Genomic DNA, 11912 nt, shown 5'->3' on the forward strand with positions numbered 1-11912 from the left:
ACAGACCGGAGCATTTGACATTAGGGATTTAAAGGGAAACAAGGTCAATAAAGGCTCCATATCCTACAAGAAGCTACAGTTTGTAGAAGCAAGAAAAACAACATTAACAGAAAGGATGTGAACGGCAATTCCTCCCCACAGCTAAAGTTGGGGGTTTCCTTGCTGGATTTTTGATGAAAAATTGGTTTGATTATACAGATATCCTAGGCGCCAGCTATAACGAGGTGAAAAGCTTTAACGTTTCTCGTCAAGAAGATTTTCATATGGACTTGGGCGTGTTTTTGAATGACGTCTGTGATCAGTATGACTGCCTTGTAGATATCCCGTGGGATAACTTGGAACACGTAGACATACCGGATTTGCGAGGCAGGCTCTTGCAACTTTCCAAAGCCTCTTCAGCAGCCCTAGCCTTTTTAGATAAATATGAGGAGTAAAGCCTAAATAAGTCTTTTAGAGAGGGGGGATTCATTTATGGCTATGACCAAGAAAAAGGTTGTCGCACTCGCTATTTTCTGTGCGGCAGTTAGTAAATATGCTTATAAGCGCCGGCAAGATAGGGCGTTCATGTTAGACAGACTAATCCAAGAATAAGGAAGGGGGCACTTGTCATGTCTACAAGAAAGAAGATCCCTGCTGCTGTACTTGCCCTTATGCTGGGCCTAGCGCCGATTTTAAGCCTACCGGCTCAAGCGGCAGATGCGACAGTAAGTCTGGAGAAAACAAGTAGCGAGCTTACAGAACACCATGCAGATAGAGCCGCTACAGACCAAGAACAAGGCAAGGATGATAGCAGGGAAGAGGTTAAGACCAATCTAGTGAGTACAAGCGAACTCAAAGACAAGCTCAATAAAACCTTGGATTACTACACGCTTGCGAAGGAAAGCCAGTTTAGCCCTCCTGAAAAGGAAAGCCTGAAAGAGGCTGCTAAGGTGATTGAAGAAGAGATTACCAACGGGTCTAGGACTAATTTAGAGGCTTATGGGGAAACTGTAAAAAAACTCTCTAACCAAGAAGAGTATGCTACCCTCGTTGCCTACCGGGAGCTTTTAAGCGGAATGGCTGAAGGTGTGCCGGAAGCTTACGAAAAAATCACCAGCGGAGATGCCACTAAGGAAACAGCTGAAGAACACAAGGCAGCGAGCGTAACCGAAAACAAAGACAACAAGGAAAATAAGGCAGACCTCAAGGAAAAACGAGAAACCTCCGAAACGAAGGAAGGTCAAGCTGGCCAGGGCATCAAAGAGGGGACTATCGTTCTCACTCGGACTGACAAGGAAGGCTATGTCATTAAGGGCGCCGAAATCACCGTGTGGGATAAGGATAACAAAGAAGTGTTTAAGGACTTAACGGATGACAAGGGCCGGGTGTACTTCTCACCTGACCAATCCGGCACTTACACCTACCAAGAAACCAAACCAGCCCAAGGCTATGCCAAAGATGATAAAAAATATCAAGTGAGCATTGACCCTGACTTCAATGTCTCCGGGGAAACCACCACAGCCACAGAAGCCACTAAAAGCGACCAACAAGCGGTAGTCGGACAGACTGGTAACAGTGGCACGCCAACAAGCGGCAACAGTGGCGGTCTCTTTAGCAGTGGGGAAAATGTACCGCAAACTGGTCTTACAGATAAGGCCAAGGTCTTTGGTGTTATTAGCGCCATCCTCATTGCCCTAAGTGGCCTTTCTTATACCATCTACCAAAAATACGCTAAAAGGAATATTTGCCGTGGCTTCCGCTTTTAAGTGGCTGTCCGGCCTATGTCTTTTACTAGCTGTGGTTGCCCTATCCTTTGCCGGCTATGCTCATATGCAAAACCGGCAAGATATGAACTTCGACAAGGGGCTGGGTAAAGAAGTCACTCAGCAGGCAGAGGACTCTCTCTTGGATATTGACTTTGCAGCCCTAAAGGAGCGTAATCCGGACACGGTAGGCTGGATAAGGCTCCCGGGTACAATCATTAACTACCCTGTTGTTCAGGTTGAGGATAATAAAACCTATCTAGACAAGCGATTTGATGGGGCTGCAACGGAATATGGCACGATCTTTGCAGACCACCGGTCTAAGATCTATGCAGGAAACAACATTATCCTTTATGGACATAACCAAAGTTATGCCAACCCGGTTAAGTTTTCTCTCTTGCATAAGTATTTGGACGAACCGGCCTATGTCAATGACCACCCGGTCTTTGAATTTTACAAGGCTGAGGGTGGCATTAAAAGGCGGTACAAGGTCTTCTCAGCCTTTATGTTAGACACCAATAACAGAGCTGACGTAAATGCTGTATACCGGAATGTGCCGGACGATGATTACGCTCGTTACCTAGAAATGCTCAGGAATAGGTCATCTATTCAGGCTGAAGCAGAGCTTTACGAAAACAAGCAAACCATCATCCTATCTACCTGCTCTAATCGTAGCAATGATGAAAGGGCAGTAGTCTGCTTGATAGAGGAGTAAGCCTAGGTTGACGTTGAGATAGAACTGTAAATATTGCACAAAACTAAGGAAGGAGCTTTATCATGTCAAAGAGAATTAGAAGAGTTGCTGCATCCGTTCTAATTGCGTCCTTTGGGCTGACAAGTGTCTTGCCCTCTGCTGCTATGGCAGCCAACGACAAAGAGGATCCGGAAAAGACGATTAAGGTTGTAGAGAGTTATGTTAACGGCATAAGTGGTAAACAGTTGGCTGAGCCGAATACCTACAAGGAAAAGCCGGATGCCGAATACAAGGCCAAGGATATTGACGGTTACGAATTCAAGACCTATGAGCAAGACGTCACGAACCTATATCTCAACAAGAACTTAACCTACCTTGTAGGCTACCCGGATAAGACGGTCAGGCCTTTTAGATATATGACCCGGGCTGAAGCTACGGCTATCTTTTACAGGCTATATGATGGCCACTTTCCTAAAGCAACAAGAGAGTGGAAACCGGGGATGTTCTCAGATGTGAGCGAGGATGCTTGGTATATTAAGCCCTTAAAGCAAATGTATGAAAGCGGTATTGTAGGCGGCGAAGACGGTAAATTTAGGCCCAATGACCCCATTACAAGGGCTGAGTTAACCGCCCTAGCCAACCGTTTTAATCCAAAGCAGTTTAACGATAGCAATGATAGGGTTACCAACAAGAGCTTTAGTTTTTCAGATGTATATAAGGATAAGTGGTATTCCAATGATATTGCTCTTGCAGCTGCTAATAAATGGGTGAGCGGTTACCCGGATGGCAGTTTTAAGCCTGAAAACCATATCACTCGGGCGGAGACAGTTTCTGTTATTAACCGGGTGACCGGTAGACAGTTAACAGAAGAGCAGGCAGACAAGTACTATGCAGATAATCCCTATACAGACCTCAACAGAAGCGACTGGTTTTTTGCAGATATGCTTGAGGCTACTGTAGATCACAGCCCTAATCCCAAGGACTGGCAAGGCAAAGAGTACAGTTCGGATGATGTGAATGTGGTCGTAGAAAAGTATGTAGATGAGGATGGCAATGCCATTGCTGATGATGTCCGGCGTGAAGATAAGACTGGAAGAGGCCACAAAGACTTTACCGGTGTGAAATACATTGGTCAGGCCCGGGTTGTTAAGTATATCTACGAAGGGATTAGTACCTCCGGCAGCTCTAGCAAGGTAGATAAGGAGACAAGCAAAAAAAGCCGTAAGGTTATAGAATTTAAGCAGCTGAGAAATGATCCTGAGGGTAATGCTAAACTGGAGTTTAAAGTGCCATCCCCTTATATGGCAGGCTCTAAGTATACCATTGGTTATTTAGATGGCGATAACTTTGTCTCTGTAGCTGAACCAGTTGTCCTAGATAAAGACATGAAACCGGGTGAAGACGAGCCTCTCCTTGAAGAATTTACGATCCCCAAAGCTAAGCTTCAGGCTGGTAGAGAGCTAGTTATTCGCTCTCAAGAGAGGCATGGAGCCAAGTATTTGGCGTTTGCAGATTCAGACCCAGTGGCCCTAGACACAGTAGCCCCTAATGCGGAAGTTTCTGATGTTAAAGCTGAGGCAGAAGATGAATTATGGAGACGGTGGGTTAATCTAAAATTATATAATTTTGACGAAGAAACAGATACCGTTATTGTAAAGTATACGAATCTAGGCGGTAAACAAATTCGTGAGGTTAACACTAAGACTGAAAAAGAAATATATATTGATAAGCTGAAAAGAGCAGATTTTGAGAACTTCAGAATCACCCTAGAAGATAAATTTGGGAATAGTAGGGAGATTAAGCCGGAATATGAAGCAACTAAAATTGTAGATCTTATGATTAGGAGATTAAGGATTGGTAATGGTTACGTGGAGTTAAAGGCATATGAACCTAATGTAACAGGGACCATCCGTATCTATGATAGTTGCCATGCAGAAGCTGTAGGAAAAAGAAATAAAGGCTATGAGAAGCTAGCTAAGTCGGTCGGCACAGGTCCAGTAGATGTCGGTAAATACACTAAAATTTATTTTAATAACAATTACACCCTTACTAAAGGTGACATTTTTGAAGTAATTGGGACAACACCGGATGGTGGTATTACTAACCCACATGCTAGGATTTTAGGGGAGTAAAAATGCGAGTTCAAAGCGTTCAGAAAGGAGCAACACCATGTCAGATAGAATAAAGCGCATTGCAGCAGCTGTTATGCTGGCGTCATTTGGCGTAACCAGTGTATTTTCCCCGGTAGCCATGGCAAGCGAGGGTGGGGTCAATAAACAGGCAACTATCCTCCAAGGGGCCACTAGGGCTGTCCCTACTCCGATACGGGCCACTCAAACTAATCAAGTTGAACAAGCCCAACTTAAAGAATACGCCCAGTTCATCATTGAGGCTCCCTACTACCGCTACATTAAAGGCGATCACCAGCGTACTGTTGGCATGACCGGTAAAGCCTATATCAAGGAAGGTCGAACCATGCTCCCCATGCGGTTTGTAGCCTACACCCTCGGTATGGATGTTTCCTATGATGACTCGACCCGGACTGCGACATTCGTTAATAATGATAATGGAACCAATGCCCTCTCCCTCGGTAAACTCGTCATTAACATTGATACCGGCAGCTATAGACTGTACAACCAAGCCGGTGAGAGATATGCCCTGCAAATAGATATTCCGAAACCGGATAACGTTAATGGACACATCTATCTCCCTATTAGCCGGGTAGCCGCTCTATTTGGCGCCAGCCAAGGCGATAGGGACTGGCAAAACACCATTGTATGGCATGATAAAGACCGTGTTGTGAATATTTTCAAGGACGTTAAATAAATAAGAAAAGGAGGTAGGGCAGGAGTTAATAGCTTCTGCCCCTTTGTATGCGTAAAACCAGTAAATTCATAGGCACTCTCTTGTGCCTTCTTCTCTTGCCGGCAGGCTATATTAGTGCTAATACAGATATTTTGAACCAAATAGACCACCCTAGTGTAAGAACAGTACAAAAGGCAGTAGACACAGCCAAGTCTATGAATATCATTGGTGAGCGACCAAAAGCCACCGGAGAATATGTAGACCAGCTGACGAAAGCCAGTGTCGTTAAGGTTGTAGACGGCGATACCCTGCTTGTGGAAATAAAGGGGGTGGAGTACAAGGTTAGGCTCATTGGTGTAGATACACCGGAAGTTTATGGCAAACAGGAATACTACGGACGAGAAGCCTCGGATTACGTTAAATCTATATTAAAAGAGGGACAGGAGGTGTTCTTAGAAAGAGATGTATCAGATACAGACCGGTATGGAAGGCTCCTCAGGTATGTATGGATTAATTCGCCAATTAGCAATCAAATGGGACAAGCAGATGTTCAGGCGGATATGGTGAATGGAATCTTAGTCAGCGAGGGATATGCTGCGCCTGCCACCTTTCCGCCGGACGTCAAGTATGAAAAGGTGTTTGCAGACCTTTCTAAGCAGCCCAGAAAAGAAGGCTTTGGCCTTTGGAAAAATAAAGAAAACAGGGAAACAGGAAGGGCTGTAGCTTTAGTGTAGAAAGCTTAGAGAGCCGTGGGAATTGACCTACGGCTTTTTTTTACAGTTTTAGAATATTTACCTTACAGGTAAATAAAAATTTGACGGATAGCTGCTTTCGGGATAAAATAGATAAAAAGGGACGATCGTTTGCAAATGAGGTGTGGTTTGGAAATAACGTTCAAAAGCAAAAAACTTGAAAAAATATGTCGAAATGCGCATTTTGCTACAAAGCATTATGGTTTCGAAATGGCAGAAAAGATTCAGCAGCGGATGAGTGAAATTGAGGCTGCTTCTAGTGTTGAAATGATGGTTAGGTTTAATCTTGGCAGATGCCATCCTCTAAATGGCAATAGAAAGAATCAATATGCTGTCGATCTTGTTCACCCGTTCAGATTGATCTTTATTAAAAAAGGTGAGGAAATTCAAGTGGCCATTATTCAAGAGATAGTCGATTATCATTAAATATGGAGGTGCGAGAAAATGAGAAGTAGGACATATATTGCAACGCCTCCGGGAGAAACCATAAAAGAGCAGTTGATGAGCCGCAACATGACCCAAAAAGAATTTGCTGCTAGAATGGATATGTCTGAAAAACACATTAGCCAGTTAATAAATGGTACAGTATCGCTTACCCCGGAAATGGCAATGCGCTTAGAAATGGTCTTAGGTATTCCCAGTGAGTTTTGGAGTAAATTGGAAAACATCTATAGAGACAAGCTTGTGAAGGTACAAGCTGAAAATGATATGGATGCTGACTTAGAAATAATAAAAAAAATACCTTATAACGAAATGTCCAAGCTTGGCTGGATTGAGAAAACCGGAAATAGGAAGCAACGGGTCTTTGCATTGCGTAAATTTTTTGAAGTAGTCCGGCTAAATTTAATTAATAAACCGCCAATTTCTAATATTGCTTGTAGGCAACTAAGAGAGAGCAATAACAGTGATTATGCTTTGCTTGCTTGGGCTCAAAAAGCAAAGCTTGAAGCTCGTTCAATTGAAACCAGTTCAATTAATATAGAAAGGCTTATCCGCTCGATACCGCTTTTGCGAGATATGACCGTTCAAGATCCAGCGGACTTTTCTCCTGCCCTATGTGATATTTTAAAAAAATGTGGTGTTGCCTTGGTCTTATTACCGCATATAGGCGGTTCATTCCTCCATGGAGCCACTTTTCAAGATAGGACGAAAATTGTTATCGGTCTTACTCTTCGTGGCCGGGATGCAGATAAATTTTGGTTTAGCCTTTTTCATGAGATAGGACACATTGTTTTGGGGCATCTTTCTTTAGGCAAAGGATTGACAGAAGAGGAAGAGAGGGCGGCAGATTCATTTGCAAGAAATGCACTTATTGAAGATTGTCAATTTCAGTCTTTTATTTCTAATGGGGATTTCAATAACAAATCCGCTATTCTGATGTTCTCGGAAGAAGTTGGTATTAGTCCGGGCATTGTCGTAGGGAGATTGCAAAAAGAGGGGTATCTTCCCTTTAGCTTTTATAATGACTTGAAGATAAAATATGTATTTAGATAGGGTCGGCCGTCAATTTGCACATAAGCGTATAGTTCAGCTGGTAGAATAACGGTCTCCAAAATCGCAGGTCCAGGGTTCAAATCCTTATGCCCCGTGATATAGAAAATCCCTTGTAGGTGGTTAATCCATTTACAAGGGATTTTTTGTTTTACTCAAATGAGATTGTTTCTTCGGATAAATTATAGATATCAAGTCTGGTCTGATTATCTATTTCATTCACCAACCATCCTCTTAGTTGACATTGTTGAATAAATTCTTCAATACGATTGATTCCGTTAACTTCCTTTAATGTGACAACCAAGCCGAAGTTAAGTGGGGTTTTACCAGTAGTTCCTAGCCGCTCTTTAGTTTTTATGCTCAATCCCCATAATCCATTTTCCTTAACTGTTTTCGGCTGCCTTTTATTACCTTTTTCCGTTAGTAGATATTCTCTTATGTGTTTAATATTATCCCACTTTCGAAAAAGCTTTCTTGCTTTTTCTTCTTTTAGAGCAAAATACCCCTCGTCAGATTGCCTATTTTGATTGATTGACTCAATGCTTGTGGAGGTTTTATTTTTTTTCAGTCGACCGAAGTGGATATCCATTTCGGTATCGGTATAATCTACCCCTTGATTACGTGAACATGAGGGGAAGTAGCATAAAGTAGCCTTAGCAACAAAAGGATGCTTGCTTTTATTTATTGGAACGGGGATGTTATAACTGTATGTTTCAAATTTTTCCGCCGTTCCAGAAATAATGAATTTAATTTCATCGTTTTTAGACTGAAGTACATTTTCAATCCTAATAGGGACTACACCATAACCCATGAGGTAAGGTGCAAAACTGTCTTTAGACCAGCTAGTGGCAGAATCAATAATTAGTGCTTTAGCAACCTCTCTTGACAAGCCGGCTATATATATTAAGTAAGCCATCTTTCTGGCTATCCAGGGAGCAGCGTATGAGGTTCCCATTACACTTGCTTGCCCACAAGGGGAGCAAACGGAAATCCCTTTGGCCCTATCCCCTCCGTAATAACTAATATCCGGTTTATTGAAGAAAGAAAGTACTAATCCCTCTCGGGAATAATTAGCAGGCTTATTTTGAAAATCAACGGCATTAACGACAAGAGAATTAATTGAATCTGCCGGTGCTCCTATTTTCCTTATATCAGGATTATGTCCTTTGTTTGTCCCGGCAACTATGAAAATTACATCATTTTCAAATTGAAGCTTGTCTAAAATCGCAGCTTCCGGAGATATAAAGTTCTCGTTTATTTCTAATGCGGCCCCTAACGACAAGTTCCAAACTTTAATATCCTTATTCGCTTCTACGATTTCCTTGATCAGTCGTATTACAGTAAAAGAGCTGAATCTACCACTGGTTGCAACACCAAAATGTCTAACCTTAAACCTTCCGCAACCGTCATCCAAATCGGGGTTAATATTAGCGCCATCAACGATTATGGAGCTAACTTGTGTGCCGTGATTATAATCTTCAGGTCTTAATTCTATGCTATCATCTAGCATATTTTTAGATTCAACCCATTCAGAAAAATAGACCCGTTTATCGAACATGGTATCAATTACACCAATTGTTGGCTCTGAAGAGGGGGAGGGGATTTTCATCACATGGCTAGTGTTACCTAATAGCATATCTTTTTCTAGTTCTGCTATGTCACTGACGCCCATAGCTATTAAGTAGGGAGCTTTAGCTTTTAACTGACTATATTGTTCAGGAGAGAGCAGTATGGTTGTCCCATCTATTATTCTTGCTCTTGAAACATCTAAACCAAGCTGCTTCATGATTTTCTCAGTTGTAACTCCAGTTTCATAGAGGGTAATAATAGCGCTATTCGCTAAGTCCGGGGAAGAATTGTCTATAAAAAGCCTTTCTAGGTAGTAAGCATCTACAACTATTTGAGTAAAACTTGAGCGAGAAATATCTTTGAATAGCTCCTCGTGTTTTTTTGCATGAATGTCTTTGATATTACAAAAACTAACAGCGTCCCCGAAGCAGGCTGCCAGTTTAATGGCCTTCTCAAGGGCATCAATTGCATTAGAGAGGAGATGAGGAGTAATACAATGCGTTATAATATGTTTTTTCTCAAGCCCTGAAGTAAACTTTGCTCCGACAACTTTGTTGTCAGCTCCTTTAGGGAAAATCCCCTTTATACGATTGCTTTTTGCTACAACGTCTGTATAGTAGGCACTTACTAGAGGGTTGATATCAACCGGGCTTGTTTCCCAAAATCTTTTTACAGCAATCAAATCGTTCCGTAAAGAGGCTAAGTGTTCTATAGTAACCTTTTTGTCTTTTGGAAGATTTGCAGGTCCAGGCTTGCTGGGGCTACTTTTCTGTGCTAATTGCCCTTTTAAGTGCAGGATATTGTTCATAAAAACACTCCTTAATTATGCCCAATGATTATTTGGATTCCTGCAAGTCACGAGAGACTTGGCTTTTTGATACGCCGGTTAGAATCTCTATATCTCTAACAGTAAAGCCTTGGGATTGCATTGTTTTAAATTTATCGCTAGGCGTCTCGCCTATGACAGACTGATACAAACGTCTTAAATAATCGAATTCACTGTTTGGATTACTGAAGGCCATAGCTGTTTTAATCAGATTCTTTAAATCACCGGGGTAAGGGAGTGGATCCATTAAACCAATAATTTTTCTAAACAGGCGTACGTTTTTTGATAGCCTTTTAAATTTGGGCAGGTAATAGTTCAATACGATTTCTGCAATTTCTAATAAATCTTCTCTGCTGTACCTGCTAAAATCTACAGAGGAGTCAAATCTGCGCAACAGTGCCTTGTCAAAGTAGCTATACAAATTAGTTGTTGCAATCAAAAGAACATTAGGATTTAATTGATCCAGCCCTTTTAAAACCGCAGAGGTAGCTCTCCCCATTTCTCGTATATCTCTTGTATCTGTTCTGTTTAGTGCTATAGAATCAATTTCATCAAAGAGAATTACGACTTGCTCCGGATGAGGTAGCTGGTTGATTTCATAAAAAAGATCTGAAATGTTTTTTCCGGTTTGGCCCATTTTACTGTCAATGATTGCGGTAAAGTCGACTACAAACAATTCCCTATCTAAAATTCGCGCAATGTGTTTAGCAGTTTCTGTTTTGCCAGTTCCTGGAGGTCCCTGGAAGAGGAATTTATTTATGCCGATATTATGCCCAACGGCATTGATGATTCCGACAACATCTTCTTTTATTGCATCAGGCAGAGGTAGAGGCTTTGTGCTTTTTTCACTTTTTTTGACGTAAGTTAAATCGCTTTCTTCAACTTGGGGAACAAAAGTATTGGCTTCGGAGAGAAGCGCCATAATATATTCAGCTAACTGGTAGTCCCCAATCTTATCAAAAGCCTTTGCTATTTCATAAGCCTCAGTTCGGAATCCAGCATCATTATTTTCGGAGTAGTATTTAATTAAGTTGAGTACATTCTTTTTTTTCACCGTAATCACCCCTTAAAATGCACTTCAGTGATTTGTCTAAATTTATATATTTAGCCTTATTTTAAGTATAGCACATAAGGGACAAATACTCAATAAAGTGGGACTATATAACGGGAAACTTTCCGGTAATAGAAGATCCCTTGTAATGGTTAATCCATTTACAAGGGATTTTCCGTATAGGAAATAATGAGAAAATGTTGATGTTAAAATTTAAATATGGTAAAATGTGGTAGATATATAAATAGCTGATATAAAGAGGTGAGTCCCCCAAAATCCATAAACATGTTGAGATTAAACTATAAAAAAGTTTAGATGTATCGGGCTTTTGCTTCCTAAATAAGAGGAGGTGGTTCTCTTGAAAACAAGCGGCCCGTAAACCCTTTAGCTGGAAAGTTAATGAGCAAAACAGAGCGGCAAATAATCTGTCTATTTCACATTGAACGTTCAAACATTTCCTATCAAAGGGAGGATCTCGAGATGCCAAGAAAAAAACTCAAACGGTTTCTTGCAGCCGGGCTGTTGGCCTCGTTTTGTTTAACCAGTATTCTTTCTCCTGCCGCTGGTGCAGCAGAAACTAAGAAAGAAGCGGAGAAGGCAAACGATACCAATAAGACCAAAATGGTGCGAGTAACTGAAAACTTTATAAACGGTTCCGGCGGTAAAAAACTGGCTGAAACCAAGACCTACAATGATGACAACGACCGGGATGTCCGAGAAGAGAAAATCCCCGGCTACACCTTTAAAACTTACGAAAAAGAAATTACCAATATCTATTTAACGAAAGATATCCCCTATATTGTGGGGTATCCGGATAAGACAGTCAGACCCCTACGCTTCATCTCTCGGGCTGAGGCAGCGGCAGTATTCCACCGCCTATATGATGGAGAATACCCGAAAGAGGTTAATGGCTGGTCCAAGGACACCTTTAAGGACGTTCCTGAAAATGCTTGGTACATTGAACCTGTCAAGCAAATGTACA

11 protein-coding genes and 1 tRNA gene are annotated in these 11912 nt (G+C 41.7%); 10 read left to right on the plus strand and 2 right to left on the minus strand.

What is annotated here, in order from left to right; genetic code table 11:
• The first annotated feature begins 173 nt into the window (after positions 1–173).
• From ACKQTC_RS08975 to ACKQTC_RS09015, 9 genes are all read left to right on the plus strand, one after another.
• Positions 174–434 (plus strand): hypothetical protein, encoded by a 261-nt coding sequence (locus ACKQTC_RS08975; protein ID WP_408978104.1) that lies wholly within the window; start codon positions 174–176, stop codon positions 432–434.
• A 174-nt stretch (positions 435–608) separates the two neighbouring features.
• On the plus strand, positions 609–1745 hold the full coding sequence (locus tag ACKQTC_RS08980) for a prealbumin-like fold domain-containing protein (RefSeq protein WP_408978105.1): 1137 nt from the start codon (positions 609–611) through the stop codon (positions 1743–1745).
• Between the two features lie 31 nt (positions 1746–1776).
• Positions 1777–2457, plus strand: coding sequence for a class B sortase (locus ACKQTC_RS08985; protein WP_408978106.1), 681 nt, complete (start codon positions 1777–1779; stop codon positions 2455–2457).
• A 62-nt stretch (positions 2458–2519) separates the two neighbouring features.
• Complete coding sequence (locus ACKQTC_RS08990) at positions 2520–4568, plus strand: S-layer homology domain-containing protein (RefSeq protein WP_408978107.1); 2049 nt, start codon at positions 2520–2522, stop codon at positions 4566–4568.
• A gap of 37 nt (positions 4569–4605) precedes the next feature.
• On the plus strand, positions 4606–5262 hold the full coding sequence (locus tag ACKQTC_RS08995) for a copper amine oxidase N-terminal domain-containing protein (protein WP_408978108.1): 657 nt from the start codon (positions 4606–4608) through the stop codon (positions 5260–5262).
• A 47-nt stretch (positions 5263–5309) separates the two neighbouring features.
• Entirely contained in the window at positions 5310–5975 is a 666-nt protein-coding gene (locus ACKQTC_RS09000) for a thermonuclease family protein (RefSeq protein WP_408978109.1), read from the plus strand.
• A gap of 147 nt (positions 5976–6122) precedes the next feature.
• Positions 6123–6419 (plus strand): type II toxin-antitoxin system RelE/ParE family toxin, encoded by a 297-nt coding sequence (locus tag ACKQTC_RS09005; protein ID WP_408978110.1) that lies wholly within the window; start codon positions 6123–6125, stop codon positions 6417–6419.
• Positions 6420–6437: 18 nt separating this feature from the next.
• Entirely contained in the window at positions 6438–7487 is a 1050-nt protein-coding gene (locus ACKQTC_RS09010; protein ID WP_408978111.1) for a HigA family addiction module antitoxin, read from the plus strand.
• 22 nt (positions 7488–7509) lie between these two features.
• Positions 7510–7577: transfer RNA gene (locus ACKQTC_RS09015), tRNA-Trp, on the plus strand.
• A gap of 58 nt (positions 7578–7635) precedes the next feature.
• Here ACKQTC_RS09015 and ACKQTC_RS09020 read toward each other — a convergent pair.
• Both ACKQTC_RS09020 and ACKQTC_RS09025 read right to left on the minus strand, forming a co-directional pair.
• The gene (locus tag ACKQTC_RS09020; RefSeq protein ID WP_408978112.1) at positions 7636–9861 is read right to left on the minus strand and encodes a S8 family peptidase; all 2226 of its coding nucleotides are present in this window, start codon (positions 9859–9861) and stop codon (positions 7636–7638) included.
• Between the two features lie 28 nt (positions 9862–9889).
• Positions 9890–10933: an AAA family ATPase gene (locus ACKQTC_RS09025; protein WP_408978113.1), complete on the minus strand. Its 1044-nt coding sequence runs from the start codon at positions 10931–10933 to the stop codon at positions 9890–9892.
• A gap of 396 nt (positions 10934–11329) precedes the next feature.
• Between ACKQTC_RS09025 and ACKQTC_RS09030 the strand changes: the two genes are divergently transcribed.
• Positions 11330–11912: S-layer homology domain-containing protein (locus tag ACKQTC_RS09030; RefSeq protein ID WP_408978114.1), on the plus strand; the 583-nt coding region annotated here is incomplete at its 3' end.

This window comes from Peptococcus simiae (assembly GCF_046097595.1).
Lineage (GTDB): Bacteria > Bacillota > Peptococcia > Peptococcales > Peptococcaceae > Peptococcus > Peptococcus simiae.

Excerpts from the sequence above, each read along its gene's own strand:
- ACKQTC_RS08975 (WP_408978104.1), top strand. The coding sequence starts at position 174 with ATGAAAAATTGGTTTGATTATACAGATATCCTAGGCGCCAGCTATAAC.
- ACKQTC_RS08980 (WP_408978105.1), top strand. The coding sequence starts at position 609 with ATGTCTACAAGAAAGAAGATCCCTGCTGCTGTACTTGCCCTTATGCTG.
- ACKQTC_RS08990 (WP_408978107.1), top strand. The coding sequence starts at position 2,520 with ATGTCAAAGAGAATTAGAAGAGTTGCTGCATCCGTTCTAATTGCGTCC.
- ACKQTC_RS08995 (WP_408978108.1), top strand. The coding sequence starts at position 4,606 with ATGTCAGATAGAATAAAGCGCATTGCAGCAGCTGTTATGCTGGCGTCA.
- ACKQTC_RS09000 (WP_408978109.1), top strand. The coding sequence starts at position 5,310 with ATGCGTAAAACCAGTAAATTCATAGGCACTCTCTTGTGCCTTCTTCTC.
- ACKQTC_RS09010 (WP_408978111.1), top strand. The coding sequence starts at position 6,438 with ATGAGAAGTAGGACATATATTGCAACGCCTCCGGGAGAAACCATAAAA.
- ACKQTC_RS09020 (WP_408978112.1), bottom strand. The coding sequence starts at position 9,861 with ATGAACAATATCCTGCACTTAAAAGGGCAATTAGCACAGAAAAGTAGC.